A 20,564-nucleotide genomic window follows, 5' to 3' on the forward strand; every position below is an offset into this window, starting at 1 on the left:
AACTATGTCTACTGTGCTTTTAGTTGTTGCTGTGAAGCTCAGAGTTCAGTTCTACAGCCGTCTTGTTAGCAAGACATTCAATTTGGCCTGTTACTGAGTTACGACGGAAGAGTAGGTCGGATACGCCAGCAAGATCACGAGCTTTAACCACTTCTACTTCATTGCCATCTGAATCAAGCATACGCACTTTAGAGCCCGCAGTTACATAAAGGCCAGATTCAACAGTACAACGATCGCCTAGTGGGAAGCCAAGACCTGCGTTAGCACCAAGCAGTGAGTTTTCACCGATAGATACGACAACAGTACCGCCGCCAGATAGCGTACCCATGATAGATGCACCGCCACCGATATCTGAACCGTCGCCAACAACCACGCCAGCAGAAATACGGCCTTCAACCATGCTTACACCTGTTGTACCCGCATTGAAGTTAATGAAGCCTTCGTGCATAACCGTAGTACCTTCGCCCACGTGCGCACCAAGACGTACACGAGAAGTGTCAGCGATACGAACGCCTGCAGGAACCACGTAATCAACCATCTTAGGAAACTTATCGACACAATCTACAGATAGTGCGCGACCTGCTAGGCGAGCTTCAATTTGACGCTCAGCCAGTTCTGGTAGATCGATAGGACCTTCGTTAGTCCAAGCAATGTTGTGCAGTAGACCGAAGATACCGTCAAGTACAGTACCGTGAGGTTGAACTAGGCGGTTAGAGATCAGTTGTAGCTTAAGGAAGCCTTCTGCTACTGACGCCGGTTTCTCGTCCGATGCTAGAACAACCAGTACTAGTGGCTGAGAAGATTCCGCTGCTTTTGCCGCGAATGATGCGTTTGCTGCGTCGCCATTTGCTTCAAATACGCCAGCAAGCTCAGCACTTTGAGCCGCAGAGATTTCGATAGCTTGGTTACCTTGCTCATAACCTGCCACTTTTGCTACTGCTTCAACTAGAGCATCAGCTGGGTTAAGAACTGGGTTTGGAAAAAACGCTTCGATGATTTTTCCATCACGGTTTTTGGTTGCCGTACCAAAGGCTAGAGAAAAGTAAGCCATGTTTCATCTCCATGTAGATATCGTTTCGACAGGGCGTTGTTGCTCTGTCTCAAATTAAGTTAGATTCATCATAAAGAGACGATTTAAGAGTTTAAAGACCTGAAATGGAGAAAGTCTGTAAGCCGATATTTTTTGTCTCTTTAGCGATATGTTGTCTTTTTGCCTATATTGGCGATTTGCTACCAGCAATAAAAAGAGCCCGAAGCAGTGCTTCGGGCTCTTTAGTAAGACTTTACTTATAACTGATTGGCGCTGCGCTTTTTGCGCTTATTACTGTTTATATAGCTTTATACTACCAACCGTTCATACCCGTGAGCTTGGGTATGTGAAGCAAGTAATTACTTGCTTAGGTCTTCTGCGTGCTCAGATAGGAACGCTGCAACACCTTTTGGAGATGCGTCCATACCTGCTTTACCTTCTTCCCACTGTGCAGGACATACTTCACCGTTCTTCTGGTGGAAGTTTAGAGCGTCAACCATGCGTAGCATTTCGTCGATGTTACGGCCTAGTGGTAGGTCGTTAACTACTTGGTGACGTACAACGCCTTCTTCGTCGATTAGGAAAGAACCACGGAAAGCAACGCCTGCTTCTGGGTGCTCAACGTCGTATGCTTTACAGATTTCGTGCTTAACGTCAGCAACTAGTGGGTACTTAACTTGACCGATACCGCCATCTTCGATAGCAGTGTTACGCCATGCGTTGTGAGAGAACTGAGAATCGATAGAAACACCGATTACTTCAACACCTTTAGCTTGGAAATCAGCTAGACGGTTGTCGAAAGCGATTAGCTCAGATGGGCAAACGAAAGTGAAATCTAGTGGGTAGAAGAAAACAACCGCTTTCTTACCTTTAGTGAACTCTGCAAAGTTGAAGTTATCAACGATTTCACCGTTACCTAGAACAGCTGCAGCAGTAAAATCTGGGGCTTGACGACCTACTAGTACCATTTTTTTGCTCCTAAAATATATGGTTAGTTCCAAACCAAGATAAGTGTTTTTGGTTTGGTCCGTGTTTGTACGCGACAAACTATAGTACACATTGTAGTATGTAAAAAAGCGAATTAAATAGATTAAGTTAATCGAAAAAAGCGATAAATTAGTTTTTATTAACTTGGTCAATATCTAGTCAGAAGTAATAAACAAATCTATGAATAAGTGGCCTAGCCTCAAGCAGTTACACTATCTAATCACTTTGTATGAAACACGTCATTTTAGCGATGCTGCTGAAAAGTGTTTTGTTAGCCAGTCAACCTTAAGTAAAGGCATTCAAAATCTCGAAGAGCTGATTGGCTGTCCTCTCTATGAAAAGAAAGATAAGAAGAGCCCATTGGTTTTTACTCAGGCAGGAGAACTCGTTGTCCAGCAAGGGCGAGAGCTACTGGCTAAAGGACAAGACTTAGTTGAACTCGGGCGTCTGTGCCAAGGGGATGAAATGGAAGGTCAACTTCGAGTTGGCTGTATTCCGACGATTGCTCCTTTCTTATTGTGCGATCTAGTTCAGGAAGTGAACCAGCGCTTTCCACAACTCAACCTTCTATTAAGAGAAGACACCACCACTAATTTATTAGATGCGCTTCGTCACGGTGAGCTTGATGTGCTGATATTAGCCTTACCGGTCGAGATTGACGGTATGGACAGCCGAATTGTTGGAAATGACCCTTTCCGGATGATCATCAGTCAAAACCAAGCCGATGCTATTCAAACACCGATTAAATATGCTGACTTGCCAAATGAGTTCGTCTTTCTATTAGAGAAAGAGCACTGTTTAACCGAGCATGCGGTATCGGCTTGTCAGTTAACCGATAAAGAAAAGATCAATCCGTTTTCTGCCACTAGCTTGCATACGCTGGTTCAAATGGTGGCAAACGGCATGGGTACGACGTTTATTCCGCAAATGGCGATTGATCATGGCTTGATTGAAAACCAGAATTTGGTCGTCGTCGACGCGCCAGGGCAACAGGCTCATCGCCATATCGGACTCGTTTGGCGACCAAGTTCGTCGCGTGTGAATACTTTTAATCAATTAGCAGATGTCGTGTCAGAGCTACTTTAGCGATAAGTAGTAGCCATTAACTCTCAATATCCCGTAAAAAGCGCACTAGTTTCAGTGCGCTTTTTAGCATTTTATTCTGTTGGTGAACTTTAACTTGTAAAATTTTACAAAGAAATCTTGATGAAGCTTTCATTAAATTGTGAAATTTCACACTGTGAATTTTACAACTAGTCAAATTTACTCTGTTTGATCTCTTCGTTGCATATCCTCTAAAAGCCCAGTTATCGCTAGGTTTCCTTTCTATTATTAATAATCAAACGTCCGTTTGAAACGGTTTTACAGGTGTAATTTTACTGTAATTAAATTACGTAACTACTTACATTTTGGTGATCGAAATCAATAGCTTGGAGCTGACCGAATAAAACTTTGAATTTAACGATTTGTTTACTTTAGGACTTTTACTCTAACGGATGTTGGTATAGTTTAAATGCAGGTCTTGTAAGACTTATGTCTAGATTGAAAAGCAAGTTAGGCTCAGTCAATCTAACAACCAACGAAACAAAAAAATCAATCAAGTGATGGTCAATGTGGATGTTTGATTGTTGTTTGATAGTTACAAATGTAACTTTATATAGACCAAGCAATACCCGAGTGACAGAAACAGATTAAAGGTGAGTGAACAGCACCCAGTTTCAACACTCTGGATAGTTAAGGAAGAAATTATGCTTGCCAACACACCAGATAGAGAAAAAACAACAGTAGAAGCCCAAGAAACCCTACTAACCGAAGGCATGCTTGATGTCACTGGTACCCTTTCACCAGAGCATCAGGCGATTTTCCCTGTTGAAGCCCAAACCTTTTTGTCTCTGCTGTGTAACAAGTTTGCTGGCCGAGTTGATGAGTTACTGGCTACTCGTGAAGAGAAGCAAGCGCGCATTGACGCTGGCGAACTGCCGGATTTCCTTGAAGATACGCTAGATATCAGAGAAGGAAGCTGGAAGATCCAAGGGATTCCAAAAGATCTGCAAGATCGCCGTGTTGAAATCACAGGTCCAACTGACCGCAAAATGGTGATTAATGCACTGAATGCTAACGTAAAAGTGTTCATGGCAGATTTTGAAGACTCTTTGGCTCCCGCTTGGGATAAGGTACTTGATGGTCAAATTAACCTACGCGATGCGGTAAATGGCGACATCAGTTACACCAATCCGGTTAATGGTAAGCACTATGAGCTGGAACAAGATCCAGCGGTTTTAATCTGCCGTGTACGTGGTCTACATCTAAAAGAAAAACACGTGACATTTAACGGTCAGATTATCCCGGGGGCGCTGTTTGACTTTGCGCTTTACTTTTACAACAACTACACCAGCTTGTTGAAAAAAGGCAGCGGCCCATATTTTTATCTTCCTAAGTTGCAGTCTCATCACGAAGCGAAATGGTGGAGCGACGTATTCCACTTTACTGAGGACTACTTTGGTTTAGACACTGGCACTATCAAAGCAACGGTATTGATAGAAACGCTCCCTGCGGTATTTGAGATGGATGAAATTTTGTTCTCTCTTAAAGAGCATATCGTAGGTCTAAACTGTGGCCGCTGGGACTACATCTTTAGCTACATTAAAACCCTAAAAAGACACCCCGATCGCGTGCTGCCGGATCGTCAGGTGGTGACCATGGACAAGCCGTTCCTAAATGCATACTCGCGTTTACTTGTTCGAACGTGTCACAAGCGTGGTGCTTTCGCTATGGGAGGGATGGCCGCCTTTATCCCAGCGAAAGACCCACAAACCAATCAGCAAGTGCTCGATAAGGTTTATAACGATAAGTCACTGGAAGCGAGCAATGGCCATGATGGCACTTGGGTTGCGCACCCGGGCCTTGCCGACACAGCGCTGGTGGTGTTTGACCAAGCTCTAGGAGAGCGTACTAACCAGCTCAATGTCTCTCGAAACCAAGATGCCCCCGTTACGGCAGAAGATCTGCTGGCACCGTGTGACGGAGCGATTACTGAGCAAGGCATGCGTCACAATATCCGTGTTGCGCTGCAATACATTGAAGCTTGGATATCTGGTAACGGCTGTGTGCCTATCTATGGCTTGATGGAAGATGCCGCGACAGCAGAAATCTCTCGCGCTTCTATCTGGCAATGGATTCAACACGGTAAATCACTTGATAACGGGCAAACCGTGACCAAACCACTATTCGAGCAGTACCTAACAGAAGAGATAGAAGTGGTGAAAAGTGAGATTGGCCAAGAGCGTTATGACTCAGGTCGATTTGAACAAGCCGCCGAGCTAATGGCTAAGCTTACCACCAGTGATGAACTGACCAATTTCTTAACCGTCCCAGGATATGACTTCTTGGACTAAGTAAACCAATAACAACTCAACAATAACGTGAATGTTCTAAGGCAGAGATGGATGTACTGCCAAGGATAAAAGAAACATAGCGCCCATTTACCCATATAAGAAGCGCTCATCAAAAGAGGGATAGACCGATGACTAACTTAACTCGCCGCCAACAAATCGAAGCTTTGGAAAAAGACTGGGCTACTAATCCACGCTGGAAAAATGTTAAACGCCCTTACACAGCTGAAGAAGTCGTAGAACTACGTGGTTCAATGGTGCCTGCCAACACTATCGCTCAACGTGGTGCAGACAAGCTATGGTCACTGGTCAACGGTGACGCGAAAAAAGGTTACGTAAACTGTTTAGGTGCTCTAACCGGTGGTCAAGCGGTGCAGCAAGCAAAAGCGGGTATCGAGGCAATTTATCTATCAGGTTGGCAGGTAGCGGCAGATAACAACACTGCATCTACCATGTACCCTGACCAATCTCTATACCCAGTGGATTCTGTCCCTTCAGTGGTTAAGCGTATTAACAACTCATTCCGTCGCGCTGACCAAATCCAATGGTCTAACGGTAAATCGCCAGCGGATGAAGGGGGTATTGACTACTTCCTACCAATCGTAGCGGATGCAGAAGCAGGCTTTGGTGGTGTACTTAACGCATACGAGCTGATGAAGTCGATGATCGATGCGGGCGCGGCAGGCGTACACTTTGAAGATCAGCTAGCATCAGTGAAAAAATGTGGCCATATGGGTGGTAAAGTTCTTGTACCAACTCAAGAAGCGGTACAAAAACTAGTAGCAGCGCGTCTAGCGGCAGACGTATCAGGCACAACAACACTCGTGATTGCGCGTACAGATGCGAACGCTGCAGACCTAATCACTTCAGACTGCGATCCATACGATGCAGATTTCATTCAAGGTGAGCGTACTCAAGAAGGTTTCTACCGAGTTCGTGCAGGTATTGACCAAGCAATCGCTCGCGGCCTAGCTTACGCACCATACGCAGACCTTATCTGGTGTGAAACGGCAACACCTTGTCTGGAAGAAGCACGTAAGTTTGCCGAAGCGATTCATGCTGAATACCCTGATCAGCTATTGGCATACAACTGTTCTCCTTCATTTAACTGGGAGAAGAACCTAGATGCTGAAACCATCGCGAAGTTCCAACAAGAGCTGTCAGATATGGGCTACAAGTACCAGTTCATTACGCTAGCGGGTATCCACAACATGTGGTTCAACATGTTTGAACTAGCGCACGACTACGCGCAAGGTGAAGGTATGCGCCACTACGTTGAGAAAGTACAGCGTCCTGAGTTCCAAGCGGCTGAAAAAGGTTACACCTTCGTAGCTCACCAACAAGAAGTAGGTACAGGTTACTTTGATAAGATGACCAACACCATTCAAGGTGGTAACTCTTCAGTGACGGCTCTGACAGGTTCTACCGAAGAAGACCAATTTTAATCCATAGGGTCTGTTGACCTTTTGAGCTGATTTTTGCAGCAGTTTGTGGGTTCTTTATGCAAGGCAGAGGCTTTGAATTGTAGTTGCTCTACTCGATAAGCCGATAACACAGCAGAAAGGAGCCACAAACGCTGCCCGAAGGGTTCGGCTAAAAGTGTTTTACTCTTTGTTGAGAGGTGTTTTGCTTAGAATGACTAGGCGGCAAACCTCTCGCCGCGACTAAAACGCTTTTATCTCGAACAAAAATTAACCGCAAAAGGTTCACAGACCCTCGCCACTATTCCTAACTAGCGAGTTAAAAATGCAGGCTTTAACTCGCTAAATTTGGGAATTGGTATTCTGTTAAGCATAAACTTTGACATGCTTTGAGCGGTGCAGACCGCTCTTTTTTTATTCTACTTCTTCTGGTTCAACTTCTTCTTGAAGCTCAAGTAAGTTGATAGCGATAGCAACAAAATCGCTGTCAGTGATAATTCCGACTAAGTGGCCTTTTTCTACTACGGGTAAGCAGCCTACCTTATGTTTCTGCATGTAGATCGCACTCTCTTTTAATCCTGCTTGTGGAGAAACGGTCATGACACCCGTTTTCATGACTTCATATAGCGGTGTATCGAGAGTGAAAGATTGATTTTCTGGAATTTTTTGCAAGCTCGATTCTTGAGCGGCCAATACGTCACGTTGAGAAACCACGCCAAGCAAACACTTGTTCGCGTCGACGATAGGAACATGGCGAATATCTAGTGCTTCCATGGTGTGTTTTGCATCGGCAAGGTTATGTGAGCGTAGCAAGGTATGCGGATTACGCGTCATCATGTCTTCGATTTTAATCATGGCTGCCTCCTGAGTTATTGTTGTTTATAACTAAGTAACCTTTGCTTTGGCAGTACCTCTAATCTTTGTCATCTACCCACTGTCGATATCGACGAAAGCTACTTAGGTATACCTTTAATATAGTAACTTTTGCGACTGGATATTGAGAGCTAGTTGGGTTTTTATTCCGATTTTTAGAAAAAGCTGCAGCGAAATATGAACAGCTTCCAGCAACGACTCAGAAGCATTGCCTACAAAGCGTTTTCATTCGCACGAAATTCGAATCTGATTACAATAATTCACATCTCTTTCCTTGCTATTGCGCGTGCGCAGAATATACTAGTCGGCTGCGAAAAACTCGTCGTCTGTTTGTGACAGAATCAGTTCGACTTCCATCACGACAAGATAAACCACGACAAAAGATTTAGTAACATGCAAGTATCTGATTTCCACTTTGACTTACCTGATGAGCTGATTGCTCGTTACCCTCAGCCTGAACGTACTGCTAGCCGTCTGCTTCAACTTGATGGAAATAGCGGTGAGCTTAATGATGGCACCTTCACCGACGTACTGGATCAAGTACAAGCGGGTGACCTAGTGGTTTTCAATAACACGCGCGTGATTCCAGCACGACTGTTTGGTCGTAAAGAATCCGGCGGTAAGCTTGAGGTGCTTGTTGAGCGAGTGCTGGATGAAAAGAGCATTCTGGCCCACGTGCGCTGTTCTAAATCTCCTAAGCCGGGTTCAACCATTTTTATTGGTGAGAACGACGAGTATTCGGCACAAATGGTGGCACGCCATGATGCACTGTTTGAACTGAAATTTAATTCTGACCAGAACGTGTTGACGGTATTGGAAGAGATTGGTCATATGCCTCTTCCACCATATATTGACCGCCCTGACGAAGATTCAGATAAAGAGCGTTACCAAACGGTTTACAATGAAAAACCGGGTGCTGTTGCGGCGCCAACAGCAGGTTTGCACTTTGATGAGCCTTTAATCGAAAAAATCAAAGCAAAAGGTGCAGAGCTCGCTTACGTGACACTTCACGTTGGCGCGGGTACGTTCCAGCCAGTAAAAGTCGATAACATCAACGATCACCATATGCATGCGGAATATGTTGAAGTACCGCAACAGGTGGTAGAGGCGATCAACGTTGCCAAAGCGCGTGGCGGTCGCATCATCGCGGTAGGCACCACATCCGTTCGCTCGCTAGAAAGTGCTGCGCAAGATGCAATCAAGAAAGGCACTGAGCTCGTTCCTTTCTTTGGTGACACTGAAATCTTTATCTATCCAGGTTATGAGTACCAGTTAGTCGATTGTTTAATCACTAACTTCCACTTGCCAGAGTCGACACTGATTATGTTGGTGAGTGCATTTGCTGGTTATGAAAATACGATGAACGCTTATAAACATGCTGTAGAGAATAACTACCGTTTCTTCTCATATGGCGATTCAATGTTCATCAAGAAAAAAACTGACTAGCTGTATCTTACGCTTCAATAGCAGCGTCAAAAGTGCTCACTTACATCCGTAAGCTCCGCGCTTTTTTCTTGCTCTTAAAGCGTAATATTTTGCTAGTAAGCTTTTTTATAATTTATTGTTTACGAGTGCTAGCAGTAGGCTAGGACGCATACTAAAAAATTGGTTTGTATCTCGCATGGAAAGCGACCGCTCCTCATAGAGCTTAAAGCTCTGAACTTAATGTCAGACTGTTTCTCTGACAACCGGAGGCTTCGTGAAGTTAAAATTCGATCTTAAGAAAAAAGACGGTGTTGCACGTCGTGGTCAACTGACCTTCGAACGTGGCACAGTTCAAACCCCTGCATTTATGCCAGTAGGTACGTACGGTACTGTGAAAGGCATGACGCCAGAAGAAGTAAAAGGCACGGGTGCTGAAATTCTTCTTGGTAACACTTTCCACCTATGGTTACGCCCGGGTCAAGAAGTGATGAAAATGCACGGTGACCTGCACGATTTTATGAACTGGCACGGTCCTATTCTTACCGATTCAGGCGGTTTCCAGGTATTCAGTCTAGGTAAAATGCGTACCATCACAGAGCAAGGCGTACATTTCCGTAACCCTGTAAACGGTGACAAGATTTTCATGGACGCTGAAAAGTCGATGGAAATCCAAAAAGACCTAGGTTCAGACATCGTGATGATTTTCGACGAGTGTACGCCATACCCAGCGACACACGAAGAAGCGAAAAAATCGATGGAGATGTCACTGCGTTGGGCACAACGTTCACGCGACCACTTCGATAAGCTAGAAAACCCGAACAACCTATTTGGTATCGTTCAGGGCGGTGTTTATGAAGACTTGCGTGATGTATCGGTTAAAGGTCTAACGGATATCGGTTTTGACGGTTATGCGGTTGGCGGCCTTGCAGTCGGTGAGCCTAAAGAAGACATGCACCGCATTCTTGAGCACACTTGTCCACAACTTCCGGAAGACAAACCTCGTTACCTAATGGGTGTTGGCAAACCAGAAGATTTAGTAGAAGGTGTACGTCGCGGTATCGACATGTTTGACTGTGTAATGCCAACGCGTAACGCACGTAACGGCCACCTATTTGTGACTGGTGGTGTGATCAAGATCCGTAATGCGAAACATAAAACAGATACAACGCCATTAGATCCACACTGTGACTGTTACACTTGTCAGAACTACAGCAAGTCGTACCTTCACCACTTAGAGCGTTGTAACGAAATTTTAGGTGCTCGCCTAAACACGATTCACAACCTGCGCTACTACCAGCGTCTAATGGAAAGTATTCGTAAAGCGATTGATGAAGATCGTTTCGATGAGTTTGTTACTGAGTTCTATGAGCGTCGTGGTCGTGAAGTACCACCACTAGCAAAAGAGCAGTAATTGACCGATTTAAAAAATTAAAGCCTTTGGCATTGTGCCAGAGGCTTTTGCTAATAAAGTAGGCGAACGCAGGTTATTTTTGAGAGAGCGATCTCTATTAGTCACTCTCAGACTTGAAACTAAAATGCGAAAGCCCAACTTGGATATTAATAAAAAATAATAGAGGACTTTTTAATGTTTATTTCTCAAGCTCACGCAGCAGCAGAAGGCGCTCCAGCAGGCGGCGGTTTTGAAATGCTAATCATGCTAGGTATGTTCGCGGTGATCTTCTACTTCATGATCTACCGTCCACAAGCTAAGCGTGTAAAAGAGCACAAGAGCCTAATGTCTTCGATGGGCAAAGGTGATGAAGTTCTAACAAGCGGTGGTCTAGTAGGTAAAATTACTAAAATCGCAGAAGACAACGACTACATCTCTATCGAGCTGAACACAAATAACGAAGTTGTGATCAAGAAAGATTTCGTTACTGCAGTGCTACCAAAAGGTACGCTTAAGTCTCTATAAAACAGCTAGAGGATCCTCGCTGTGCTAAACCGCTATCCTATGTGGAAGTACCTAATGGTGGTGTTTGCCATCGCCATTGCTGCATTGTATGCACTTCCAAATATCTACGGTGAAGATCCGGCTATTCAAGTTACAGGGGCGCGTGGCGCCTCTGTAGATATGTCAACGCTGGATTCTGTCACTAAAGCTCTTGATGAACAGGGCTTATCTCATAAATCCATTGCTCTCGAAAATGGATCTATTCTCGTACGTTTTAACGACACTGACACGCAAATCAGTGCTCGCGATATTATCAACGAAGCGCTTGGCAGCGATAAAATTGTTGCTCTTAACCTTGCTCCTGCAACACCAGACTGGCTAGAGTCTATTGGTGCTGCACCAATGAAGCTTGGTCTTGACCTGCGTGGTGGTGTTCACTTCTTGATGGAAGTGGATATGGACGCTGCAATGGAAAAGCTAGTTGGTCAGCAAGAAGAAGCTTTCCGCAGCGAACTTCGTGAAGAGAAAATTCGTTACCGTGCTATTCGCCCTTCAGGTAAAGATGCCGTTGAAGTACTGCTTCGTAACGAAGAACAGTTAGCGGATGCTGAGCGCATTCTAAAGCAAAACCACCCAGATATGATCTTCACTGAATCAGACTCTGATGGCCGCTACGCGTTAACCGCAACCTTTACTGAGCAACGCCTAACTGAAATTCGTAACTACGCTGTTGAGCAGAACATCACCATCCTACGTAATCGTGTAAACGAACTAGGTGTTGCTGAGCCGCTTGTACAACGCCAAGGCGCAAGCCGCATTGTTGTTGAGCTTCCGGGTGTGCAAGACACTGCGCGCGCTAAAGAAATTCTTGGTGCGACAGCGACGCTTGAGTTCCGTGAAGTGGATTCGAAAGCGGATCTAGCAGCTGCAGCAAATGGCCGTGCGCCAGCAGGCAGTGAGATCAAGCAAGACCGTGATGGTCGCCCAGTTGTGCTTAAAAAGCGCGTCATTCTAGGTGGTTCAAGCATTACGGATGCAAGCTCAAGTGTTGATGAATATGGTCGTCCGCAAGTTAACATCTCGCTAGATAGCGAAGGTGGTAACAAGATGTCTGCGTTCTCGAAAAAGAACATTGGTAAGCTAATGGCTACCGTGTTTGCAGAGTACAAAGATAGCGGCCGTAAAACGCCTGATGGTCGAGTGATTCTGACTAAGCATGAAGAAGTGATCAACCAAGCAACGATTCAATCTGCTCTTGGTCGTAACTTCCGTATCACAGGTATTGATTCAGCTTCAGAAGCACATAACCTCGCGCTTCTACTACGCGCAGGTGCTCTGATTGCGCCAATCTCTATCGTTGAAGAACGTACCATTGGTCCTTCTATGGGTCAGCAGAACATCGATATGGGTATTCAAGCGTGTATCTTTGGTCTGGTTGCGGTGATGCTTTTCTGTCTGGTTTACTACCGTAAGTTTGGTATTTTTGCTAACTGTGCCTTGATTGCTAACATCGTACTTATCATCGGTATTATGTCGATGATCCCTGGTGCGACGATGACGCTACCCGGTATTGCCGGTATCGTTCTAACGGTGGGTATGGCGGTTGATGCCAACGTACTTATCTTTGAACGTATTCGTGAAGAGCTACGTGAAGGTCGTAACCCTCAACAAGCGATTCACCAAGGTTACGCTAATGCATTCAGTACCATTGCCGATGCGAACATCACAACCCTTATCACTGCGATTATACTATTTGCAGTCGGTACAGGTGCGATTAAAGGTTTCGCAGTAACGCTATCTATCGGTATCTTGACCTCAATGTTTACAGCCATCATTGGTACACGTTGTATCGTGAACCTATTGTACGGCGGTAAACGAATCAAAAAATTGTCGATCTAGGGAAGTATTATGTTTCAGTTATTGAAAACAGAAAGAACGATCGACTTTATGCGTTGGTCAAAGCTGGCATTTGTTTTCTCAATCCTAATGATTGGTGCGTCAATCTTTACTCTATCAACCAAGTGGTTGAACTGGGGTCTAGACTTTACTGGCGGTACCTTGATCGAAGTCGGTTTTGAGCAACCAGCTAACCTTGAAGATATTCGTAGTGCTCTAGAAGCGAAAGGCTTCGGTGATGCGACAGTACAGAACTTTGGTAGTGCTCGTGACGTTATGGTACGTCTGCGTCCACGTGAAGATGTTGCCGGTGAAACACTGGGTAACCAAATCCTAGATGCTATCAAAGATGGTACAGGTGAAAGCGTTGAGATGCGTCGTATCGAGTTCGTTGGTCCGAACGTCGGTGATGAGCTAACAGAAGCGGGTGGTCTGGCGATCCTTGTTTCCCTTATTTGTATCTTGATCTACGTATCGGTGCGTTTTGAGTGGCGTTTGGCAGCGGGTGCGGTAATGGCCCTGACTCATGACGTTATCATTACGCTAGGTATCTTCTCACTGCTACAAATCGAAGTTGACCTGACGATCGTCGCGGCGCTATTAACCGTTGTTGGTTACTCGCTCAACGATACCATCGTTGTATTCGACCGTATCAGGGAAAACTTCCGTAAGATGCGTAAAGGCGAGCCTGCTGAGATCATGAACAACTCAATTACACAAACATTGAGTCGTACATTGATTACTTCAGGTACAACCTTGTTCGTAGTTATCGCTCTGTTTACCCAGGGTGGTGCTATGATTCACGGCTTCGCGACCGCACTTCTATTGGGTATTACGGTAGGTACTTACTCATCAATCTACGTGGCTTCGGCGCTAGCATTGAAACTGGGTATTACCAAAGAACACCTAATGCCACCTCAAGTAGAAAAAGAAGGTGCAGAGTTCGACGAGATGCCATAAGGCACATCAAACTCGCTATACGAAAGCCGCTGAATCTCAGCGGCTTTATTGTTTTAATACAAACCAGAATAACTATCTGATCACCTCTTTCATCCGATTGGTATAAGGAAAACCAATGAACCGTTGTTTCGCTTTTTTTATCTCTGTACTGCTGAGTTCAACATTATCGGCGAACACCTTAGTCATATCAGAGGATACGGGCGATGAGTTGAAAGCGACGATTCAATCATCGTGGATGCACTGTGAGGAGCAACGTTGGTGTGCGGAGGAGCTGTATTACTATCGAGAGAGCTTTATTGCCGAAGCGCAAGTTACCGAGCAGAGCCTTACTATCGAGTTGTTTGCGGAATACTCACCTCACTTACTTTCTCAATTACAACTGCACCTGCGCCAAGATGGCTTTGAACTGCTTAGAGTAAAGATTGAAGGGGTAGAGTTTGATGTTGCCTCAGCGGTAAAAGAGTCGTCGCTTGCTGAAGCGGACAGGGCTCTAATTCTGTTTCTTAATCGCTACCCCTCTAGCGCTGAACGGACACTTGATTGGCAAAGTCGAGTTTGGCATACCCAGCTAAAAAGTGATGGTGAGTTAGTCTCGTTGACACTTACTCAGCGTCGCATTCAACCAAGTGAAAACTGATTTGCAAAGCTGGAGTTGTCTTAACAACCGTTTTCTTATCGGTACTTCATTAACAGTGCTTTACGTACCTTAGGTTGGTCCATATTCGCTTGAGTGGCGAAGATACTATCTGTCGGAATGTTTTTAGGAAAAGGATTACCGAGAAAAGTCTGATACAAAGCGTAAACACCTCGATAGCCCATCTCATAGGGTTGTTGTATTACGAGTCCATAAATTCGACCATCCGATAGAGCCTCTACAAGAATTTTGTTTGAGTCGAAGCCAATGTGAACTAAATCTGTCGGTGTTTTGAGTGATCCTAAAGCGATTAACACAGCGACAGTTGTGGATTCATTCGGTGTGAAGATACCATCAAGTTGTTGGATTTTGCCGGCAAGGATTTCTTTGGCATTTTTGCGCGCGTCACCAATCTTTAGTCCTAAGTAACGGTCTTCAACAATCATTAACCCAGACGATGTTGCGCCATCTTCAAAGCCTTGCTCACGGTCGTCTGTTGATACCACGCCTTTTTCCATTCTTAACAGCGCGACCTTACCTTGATTGCCAAGTCTTTTCGCCATTTTTTTCCCGGCTAGAAAACCGGCGTGATAGTTATCCGTCGCAATAACACTTATGACATCTGAAATCCCTGCATCTCTATCTATATAGACGGTTGGAATGTTGAGTTGTTTGAGCCGTGCAACGTCGTCTGCTCTGTCTGCAGAGTTGGGAGCGAGCAATAGACCGATACATCTATTTTTTACCACTTGGTCAATGATCATACGCTGAGCATCAATGTCGGATTCGTCCTTTGGACCGCGAAAATAAATGGCTAACCCTAGCTCTTGCGCTGCTTTTTCACTGCCTGCTTTCACTGACATCCAAAAGTCATGAACTGAACCAGCAGGAACCACGCCAATACAATCTTGAGATAAGCTATTAGAACTGAAACTGATCAAGCACAGTACCATTAATCGACGTAATCCTCTGACCATCAAGAAATACTCCCTTAAAAACTGAAGACACGGTGTTTTCTATCTTCTATCACTAAGCATAGTGCTAATGGTCAAGTAAGTAGTAATTGCACTATTGAAGAGAAATACGAGACTGAAACATAGGGTGATCATTTAGAGAGACATTAATGAATAACTTGTTATGATGAATAAAAATAAAATAATAGGAAGCAAGTAATGCCACATTTACGTTTTAGAGCAGTAGAGCCGCAAACGGTCCAGACACTATCAAAATCGCTGATCGATGAGCTACAGCCACATATGGACTGTCCGCGTGAGGATTTTACTTTTGAGTACATCTACAGCACTTTTTATCATGAAGGTGAAGTCAACCAAGCGTATCCGTTTGTCGAAGTATTGTGGTTCAACCGTGGGCAAGAGACACAAGATGAAGTGGCTAAGATCATTACGCATCAAGTACGTGGCATGATCGGTGAAGATGTCGATGTCGCGGTAATCTTCACAGCACTGGATGCAAGTGGCTACTATGATAATGGTCAGCACTATTAAAAGAGCATAAATGAGTGAGGTAAGGATGAGAAACAACATCGCAATGACGAAAGCTGCGCTCTTATCCTTACTGGGCTTGATTCCAGTGACCGCTTATACGACTCCCTGGGAGCAGATTCAAACCCCTTCACAGCAAGCTCCTCAAGCCATTGGCAGCTATGCTAACGGCTGTTTAGCGGGTGCAGCTGCTTTACCGCTCGAAGGGGAGGGCTATCAAGTTATCCGCAGCCAAAGAGTGCGCTACTATGGTCACCCTAATGCAGTGAGTTTCATTCAGAGACTGGCTAGCCTGACCAAAGATAAGCTCAATACCAGGCTACTGATTGGTGATATGTCTTTGCCACAAGGTGGGCGTTTTTCTAGCGGTCATTCTAGTCATCAAACTGGCCTTGATATTGATATTTGGCTGCGCTTGGCTGACTCTCCGCTGTCGCCAACAGATCTAGAACAGCCAACGCCTGTTAGTGTGGTGAATCTAAAACAGTATCAATTGTTAAAGAAAAGCTGGGACAGTCGCCATTTTCAGCTGATCAAAATGGCGGCCAGTGATGAACAGGTAGCACGGATATTTGTTCACCCTGTGATTAAAGAAAAGTTGTGTTCTAGTGAAGGTGAAAGTGATAGAGAGTGGCTGCGTAAGGTTCGCCCTTGGTGGGGGCATCACTATCATATGCACGTACGATTGCAGTGCCCCGAAGGAAGTACTGATTGTAAGCCTCAAGCTTCGCCGCCCTTTGGGGATGGGTGTGGTGCTGAGTTAGCGAGTTGGAAACCTCAACCTAAACCCGCCGTTCCCAAAGTTTCGAATAGCAAACCGAAAAAGAAACCAGCTAAAGTGATGCACCAACAGTGTCAGCAACTACTCAACAAAAACGCCGCTCGATGAGCGGCGTTTTCAATTAAGCTAAACCTTGAATAATGACGAACTTTTCGAGCAGTTCTTCATCGGTTTCAACGTGGTTTGGATCTGTGATGATGCATTTAGTTATTGGACACACAGACTGACATGTTGGCTTTTCATAGTGACCTTTACACTCAGTGCAGAGATCTGGATCGATCTCAAAGATAGTATCACCCATAGTAATTGCGCCGTTTGGGCACTCTGGGTCACACATATCGCAGTTAATGCACTTGTCGGTAATCAGTAACGCCATTGTTTATTTACCAGTTGGGTTACGGGTATCCTGACCTGAGTTTAGGTTACGCATTAATAGGCCGTACTCTAGATCCATATCTTCTGGAACTGGAATGAATACGAAGTGGCCGTTTCCTTTAGCGTCCTCAATTTTTTCAGACTTGCGGTTTTCCATTGCTTCAAGTGTGAAGATCACGTTGCCTTTTGGCGTCATGAGCTCAAGGCTATCACCAACAACGAATTTGTTTTTCACTTCAACTTCAGCAAGGTCACCACGGCGCTTGCCTGTGAATTCACCGACAAACTGCTGAGCGTCAGAAACTGAGTAACCGTAGTCGTAGTTTTGGTAAGCGTCATGAGTGTGACGGCGTAGGAAGCCTTCTGTGTAGCCACGGTGAGCTAGGCTTTCTAGAGTGGTCATCAGGCTCTCATCAAATGGCTTGCCTGCTACCGCATCATCGATCGCTTTACGGTAAACTTGCGCTGTACGAGCACAGTAGTAGAAAGACTTAGTACGGCCTTCAATCTTGAGTGAGTGAACACCCATCTTAGTCAAGCGCTCAACGTGTTGGATTGCACGCAAGTCTTTTGAGTTCATGATGTAAGTGCCGTGCTCATCTTCGTAAGCTGCCATCTTCTCTTCTGGACGGTGTGCTTCAGAAAGCAGAACTACTTCATCAGTTGGCTTACCACGACCGATTGTCGTTTCAGGACGCTCGTCTTGAACTTCAACTGCTTGCGCTTGTGCTGGGTCGAACTTCTCAACGATGTCGCCAGTGTCGTTTTCTTTGCCTTCTTCAACCTTGTATTCCCAACGACATGCATTGGTACATGTGCCTTGGTTAGGGTCACGTTTGTTGATGTAGCCAGAAAGTAGGCAACGACCAGAGTAAGCCATACATAGAGCACCGTGAACGAACACTTCGAGTTCAGTTTCAGGACAGTGCTCGCGAATTTCTTCGATCTCTTCCAGAGAAAGCTCACGAGAAACAATCACGCGCTCAACGCCGTTTGCCGCCCAGAATTTCACTGTTGCCCAGTTTACCGCGTTCGCCTGTACCGACAGGTGAATTGGCATTTCAGGGAAGGCTTCACGAACCATCATGATTAAACCAGGGTCAGACATTATTAGTGCGTCTGGGCCCATTTCAACCACAGGTCTAAGGTCGCGGATGAAGGTTTTTAGCTTAGAGTTGTGCGGTTGGATGTTACAAACCACGTAAAGCTTTTTGCCAAGGGCATGAGCTTCATCAATACCTATCTTTAGGTTTTCGTGGTTGAACTCGTTGTTACGTACGCGAAGGCTGTAACGAGGTTGGCCTGCGTATACCGCGTCTGCGCCGTAGGCAAATGCGTAACGCATGTTTTTCAGGCTACCTGCTGGTGACAGTAGCTCAGGTACGAATGCTTTCTCAGTCATGTGTAATTCTCTTAATCTGATCTCAAGTCAGGCCGATTCCACCAGATGGGATCGGGGGCGCAAATTTTACGCCAAAATGTGACCTGTGACTAGGAAAAAGTCCATAACTAAGTTGGGGAAATGCAAAAGGTGCCCGAATAGGTCGAGCACCTAGGAGGTATTAAGCGTTAGGGTGAGGTAAACCACCCAAGCATTCGTACAGGTTAGGTAGGAATGCGCTTAGCTCGCCACACAGTAGAGAGAAATCAGCGTCAAAGCGCGCTGCTTGATCTTCACGTGGAATATCATCATTTTGGTCTTTAAGCTCATCAGAGAACTTCAAGCGTTTGATGCTACCATCTTCAGCTAAGATAAACTCGATACGCTCTTGCCACCATAAGGCCAGTTTTGTCACGACTTTATCAGCATCAATATGGCTACGGATCTCGTCTGCTGTCAGCTCTTGCTTCTTACAGCGAATCACACCGCCTTCTTCAAGCACTGATTTTAGCTCGGCTTCATCAAGCATTTGAATGCCAACCGGCGTCTCACCCGTTTTCACCCACTCAGTAAGGGTTGTTTCTACCGCTTTCTCTGGGATAGCAGGAACCACAGGTAAGCTGCCCATCGTCTTACGTAGTAGGGCTAAAACATCTTCCGCTTTTTTGAAGCTGCTCGCATCGACTAAGATAAAACCTTCTTTAGGCAGGATAAGGACATAAGTGTGGTTGCTACGGCTAAAGGCGCGCGGAAGCAAATCCATCACAATATCTTCTTTGAGGTTATCTTTTTCTTTCTTTTTAAGAGGGCGACCTTCTTGCGCTTCAAGAGCCTCTACCTTGGCATTCAAAGAATCTTTGATGACTGACGCAGGTAGCATTTTTTCTTCTTTCTTAGCGCAGATAAGGATGCGGTTTTCAGAGACGTGAGTCATCATGTCACCATGCTTGCCCATGGCGGTAACCCAGCCAAATTTCTGCTTATCTTGGCTGCCACACGGGGTAAAACGAAACTCAGCCAATTGTTTCTCAAGCTGATCTGCGTTGAACTCGATTTCACGGTTAAAACGATATACCAGACAGTTTTTAAACCACATACTCTTTCTCTATACCTTTAAATTAGCAGCCAATCATAAAGACTTTTGTCGCGCTTGTCTTACTGCAAACACACAATAGTGGGATGAAAGTTATATGAAAATTTGTTTTCAAAGGTCACAAAAGTGTCATAATTGCTAGTAATAATGCCTATGCATCAAGAGGCGGCAGAACTGCCTTAATCATGAGAAAACTCAATTAACATAAGGTTATGCGATTATGTCTAGAAGGATTCTGGTTGTTGAAGACGAAGCACCAATTCGCGAAATGCTTTGCTTTGTTCTTGAACAGAAAGGTTACCAAGCGGTGGAAGCGGAAGATTACGACAGTGCGGTAACTAAACTGGCTGAACCCTTCCCAGATCTAGTGCTACTAGATTGGATGCTACCTGGTGGCAGCGGTATCAATTTTATTAAACATATGAAGCGTGAAGAGCTGACACGTAACATTCCTGTTGTGATGTTAACGGCTCGCGGTGAAGAAGAAGACAAAGTCCGTGGACTTGAAGTCGGCGCTGACGACTACATTACCAAGCCATTCTCACCTAAAGAGCTGGTGGCTCGCTTAAAAGCTGTGATTCGTCGTGTGACACCAACCGCGCTAGAAGACGTGATTGACGTTCAAGGTCTTAAACTAGACCCAGTTTCACACCGCGTTACGGCTAATGATGAAGCGTTAGATATGGGCCCAACTGAGTTCAAAATGCTGCACTTCTTTATGACGCATCAAGAGCGCGTATATAGCCGTGAGCAACTGCTGAACAATGTTTGGGGAACCAACGTTTATGTTGAAGACCGCACAGTGGATGTACATATTCGTCGCTTGCGTAAAGCGCTAGAGGCAGCAGGGCATGACAAACTGATTCAGACAGTTCGTGGTGCAGGCTACCGATTCTCGACGAAAGCGTAACAAGCAATAC

19 protein-coding genes are annotated in these 20,564 nt (G+C 45.1%); 12 read left to right on the top strand and 7 right to left on the bottom strand.

The features are described from left to right. Positions 1–19: 19 nt before the first annotated feature. Entirely contained in the window at positions 20–1,051 is a 1,032-nt protein-coding gene (gene dapD / locus AC6R00_RS04105; protein WP_500639416.1) for a 2,3,4,5-tetrahydropyridine-2,6-dicarboxylate N-succinyltransferase, read from the bottom strand. A 338-nt stretch (positions 1,052–1,389) separates the two neighbouring features. Then, complete coding sequence (locus AC6R00_RS04110; protein WP_019274128.1) at positions 1,390–1,998, bottom strand: peroxiredoxin; 609 nt, start codon at positions 1,996–1,998, stop codon at positions 1,390–1,392. 199 nt (positions 1,999–2,197) lie between these two features. Here AC6R00_RS04110 and AC6R00_RS04115 point away from each other — a divergent pair, with 199 nt between their 5' ends. The 3 genes from AC6R00_RS04115 (at position 2,198) to aceA (ending at position 6,854) form a co-directional block, all read left to right on the top strand. After that, the gene (locus AC6R00_RS04115) at positions 2,198–3,103 is read left to right on the top strand and encodes a hydrogen peroxide-inducible genes activator (protein ID WP_004747908.1); all 906 of its coding nucleotides are present in this window, start codon (positions 2,198–2,200) and stop codon (positions 3,101–3,103) included. Positions 3,104–3,765: 662 nt separating this feature from the next. Beyond that, on the top strand, positions 3,766–5,412 hold the full coding sequence (gene aceB / locus AC6R00_RS04120) for a malate synthase A (RefSeq protein ID WP_500639417.1): 1,647 nt from the start codon (positions 3,766–3,768) through the stop codon (positions 5,410–5,412). A 128-nt stretch (positions 5,413–5,540) separates the two neighbouring features. Next, positions 5,541–6,854, top strand: a complete 1,314-nt coding sequence (gene aceA / locus AC6R00_RS04125; RefSeq protein WP_494505763.1) for an isocitrate lyase — start codon at positions 5,541–5,543, stop codon at positions 6,852–6,854. A gap of 390 nt (positions 6,855–7,244) precedes the next feature. On the opposite strand, the gene AC6R00_RS04130 is transcribed toward aceA, so the two are convergent. Beyond that, on the bottom strand, positions 7,245–7,685 hold the full coding sequence (locus AC6R00_RS04130; protein WP_004747910.1) for a CBS domain-containing protein: 441 nt from the start codon (positions 7,683–7,685) through the stop codon (positions 7,245–7,247). A 411-nt stretch (positions 7,686–8,096) separates the two neighbouring features. Between AC6R00_RS04130 and queA the strand changes: the two genes are divergently transcribed. From queA to AC6R00_RS04160, 6 genes are all read left to right on the top strand, one after another. Beyond that, positions 8,097–9,149, top strand: a complete 1,053-nt coding sequence (gene queA, locus AC6R00_RS04135) for a tRNA preQ1(34) S-adenosylmethionine ribosyltransferase-isomerase QueA (protein ID WP_500639418.1) — start codon at positions 8,097–8,099, stop codon at positions 9,147–9,149. A gap of 253 nt (positions 9,150–9,402) precedes the next feature. Then, a complete protein-coding gene (gene tgt / locus AC6R00_RS04140) occupies positions 9,403–10,539 on the top strand; it encodes a tRNA guanosine(34) transglycosylase Tgt (RefSeq protein WP_500639419.1) in 1,137 nt (378 codons plus the stop codon). Between the two features lie 174 nt (positions 10,540–10,713). Further along, a complete protein-coding gene (gene yajC / locus AC6R00_RS04145) occupies positions 10,714–11,043 on the top strand; it encodes a preprotein translocase subunit YajC (protein ID WP_004747918.1) in 330 nt (109 codons plus the stop codon). 21 nt (positions 11,044–11,064) lie between these two features. Further along, positions 11,065–12,921: a protein translocase subunit SecD gene (secD, locus tag AC6R00_RS04150; protein WP_084656669.1), complete on the top strand. Its 1,857-nt coding sequence runs from the start codon at positions 11,065–11,067 to the stop codon at positions 12,919–12,921. Positions 12,922–12,930: 9 nt separating this feature from the next. Further along, a complete protein-coding gene (secF, locus tag AC6R00_RS04155) occupies positions 12,931–13,878 on the top strand; it encodes a protein translocase subunit SecF (RefSeq protein ID WP_239851070.1) in 948 nt (315 codons plus the stop codon). A 115-nt stretch (positions 13,879–13,993) separates the two neighbouring features. Further along, positions 13,994–14,515 carry a hypothetical protein gene (locus tag AC6R00_RS04160; protein WP_500639420.1) on the top strand — a complete coding sequence of 174 codons (522 nt, stop codon included), beginning with the start codon at positions 13,994–13,996 and terminating at the stop codon, positions 14,513–14,515. Between the two features lie 35 nt (positions 14,516–14,550). Here AC6R00_RS04160 and AC6R00_RS04165 read toward each other — a convergent pair whose 3' ends face one another. Further along, complete coding sequence (locus tag AC6R00_RS04165; RefSeq protein ID WP_500639421.1) at positions 14,551–15,489, bottom strand: ABC transporter substrate-binding protein; 939 nt, start codon at positions 15,487–15,489, stop codon at positions 14,551–14,553. 195 nt (positions 15,490–15,684) lie between these two features. On the opposite strand from AC6R00_RS04165, the gene AC6R00_RS04170 reads away from it, so the two are divergent. Then, entirely contained in the window at positions 15,685–16,017 is a 333-nt protein-coding gene (locus AC6R00_RS04170) for a DUF1904 domain-containing protein (RefSeq protein ID WP_171382638.1), read from the top strand. A gap of 43 nt (positions 16,018–16,060) precedes the next feature. Next, on the top strand, positions 16,061–16,903 hold the full coding sequence (mepA, locus tag AC6R00_RS04175; RefSeq protein WP_500639576.1) for a penicillin-insensitive murein endopeptidase: 843 nt from the start codon (positions 16,061–16,063) through the stop codon (positions 16,901–16,903). Positions 16,904–16,916: 13 nt separating this feature from the next. Here mepA and AC6R00_RS04180 read toward each other — a convergent pair whose 3' ends face one another. From AC6R00_RS04180 to rdgC, 3 genes are all read right to left on the bottom strand, one after another. Next, positions 16,917–17,171, bottom strand: a complete 255-nt coding sequence (locus AC6R00_RS04180; RefSeq protein ID WP_004747928.1) for a YfhL family 4Fe-4S dicluster ferredoxin — start codon at positions 17,169–17,171, stop codon at positions 16,917–16,919. Positions 17,172–17,174: 3 nt separating this feature from the next. After that, positions 17,175–18,572 (bottom strand): prephenate-dependent tRNA uridine(34) hydroxylase TrhP, encoded by a 1,398-nt coding sequence (gene trhP, locus AC6R00_RS04185; protein WP_500639422.1) that lies wholly within the window; start codon positions 18,570–18,572, stop codon positions 17,175–17,177. 160 nt (positions 18,573–18,732) lie between these two features. After that, the gene (rdgC, locus tag AC6R00_RS04190; RefSeq protein WP_004747930.1) at positions 18,733–19,647 is read right to left on the bottom strand and encodes a recombination-associated protein RdgC; all 915 of its coding nucleotides are present in this window, start codon (positions 19,645–19,647) and stop codon (positions 18,733–18,735) included. A gap of 217 nt (positions 19,648–19,864) precedes the next feature. Between rdgC and phoB the strand changes: the two genes are divergently transcribed. Further along, positions 19,865–20,554, top strand: coding sequence for a phosphate regulon transcriptional regulator PhoB (gene phoB / locus AC6R00_RS04195; RefSeq protein ID WP_004747931.1), 690 nt, complete (start codon positions 19,865–19,867; stop codon positions 20,552–20,554). The last annotated feature ends 10 nt before the right edge of the window (positions 20,555–20,564 follow it).

It is taken from the genome of Vibrio sp. R10-SF1-ISO8, assembly GCF_059833805.1.

What these genes read in the sequence shown, in the direction of transcription:
- rdgC (WP_004747930.1), bottom strand. Translation starts at nt 19,647, where the DNA reads ATGTGGTTTAAAAACTGTCTGGTATATCGTTTTAACCGTGAAATCGAG.
- AC6R00_RS04110 (WP_019274128.1), bottom strand. Translation starts at nt 1,998, where the DNA reads ATGGTACTAGTAGGTCGTCAAGCCCCAGATTTTACTGCTGCAGCTGTT.
- yajC (WP_004747918.1), top strand. Translation starts at nt 10,714, where the DNA reads ATGTTTATTTCTCAAGCTCACGCAGCAGCAGAAGGCGCTCCAGCAGGC.
- AC6R00_RS04130 (WP_004747910.1), bottom strand. Translation starts at nt 7,685, where the DNA reads ATGATTAAAATCGAAGACATGATGACGCGTAATCCGCATACCTTGCTA.
- AC6R00_RS04160 (WP_500639420.1), top strand. Translation starts at nt 13,994, where the DNA reads ATGAACCGTTGTTTCGCTTTTTTTATCTCTGTACTGCTGAGTTCAACA.
- dapD (WP_500639416.1), bottom strand. Translation starts at nt 1,051, where the DNA reads ATGGCTTACTTTTCTCTAGCCTTTGGTACGGCAACCAAAAACCGTGAT.
- phoB (WP_004747931.1), top strand. Translation starts at nt 19,865, where the DNA reads ATGTCTAGAAGGATTCTGGTTGTTGAAGACGAAGCACCAATTCGCGAA.
- aceB (WP_500639417.1), top strand. Translation starts at nt 3,766, where the DNA reads ATGCTTGCCAACACACCAGATAGAGAAAAAACAACAGTAGAAGCCCAA.
- AC6R00_RS04115 (WP_004747908.1), top strand. Translation starts at nt 2,198, where the DNA reads ATGAATAAGTGGCCTAGCCTCAAGCAGTTACACTATCTAATCACTTTG.
- AC6R00_RS04180 (WP_004747928.1), bottom strand. Translation starts at nt 17,171, where the DNA reads ATGGCGTTACTGATTACCGACAAGTGCATTAACTGCGATATGTGTGAC.
- mepA (WP_500639576.1), top strand. Translation starts at nt 16,061, where the DNA reads ATGACGAAAGCTGCGCTCTTATCCTTACTGGGCTTGATTCCAGTGACC.
- aceA (WP_494505763.1), top strand. Translation starts at nt 5,541, where the DNA reads ATGACTAACTTAACTCGCCGCCAACAAATCGAAGCTTTGGAAAAAGAC.
- AC6R00_RS04170 (WP_171382638.1), top strand. Translation starts at nt 15,685, where the DNA reads ATGCCACATTTACGTTTTAGAGCAGTAGAGCCGCAAACGGTCCAGACA.
- queA (WP_500639418.1), top strand. Translation starts at nt 8,097, where the DNA reads ATGCAAGTATCTGATTTCCACTTTGACTTACCTGATGAGCTGATTGCT.
- trhP (WP_500639422.1), bottom strand. Translation starts at nt 18,572, where the DNA reads ATGACTGAGAAAGCATTCGTACCTGAGCTACTGTCACCAGCAGGTAGC.
- AC6R00_RS04165 (WP_500639421.1), bottom strand. Translation starts at nt 15,489, where the DNA reads ATGGTCAGAGGATTACGTCGATTAATGGTACTGTGCTTGATCAGTTTC.
- secF (WP_239851070.1), top strand. Translation starts at nt 12,931, where the DNA reads ATGTTTCAGTTATTGAAAACAGAAAGAACGATCGACTTTATGCGTTGG.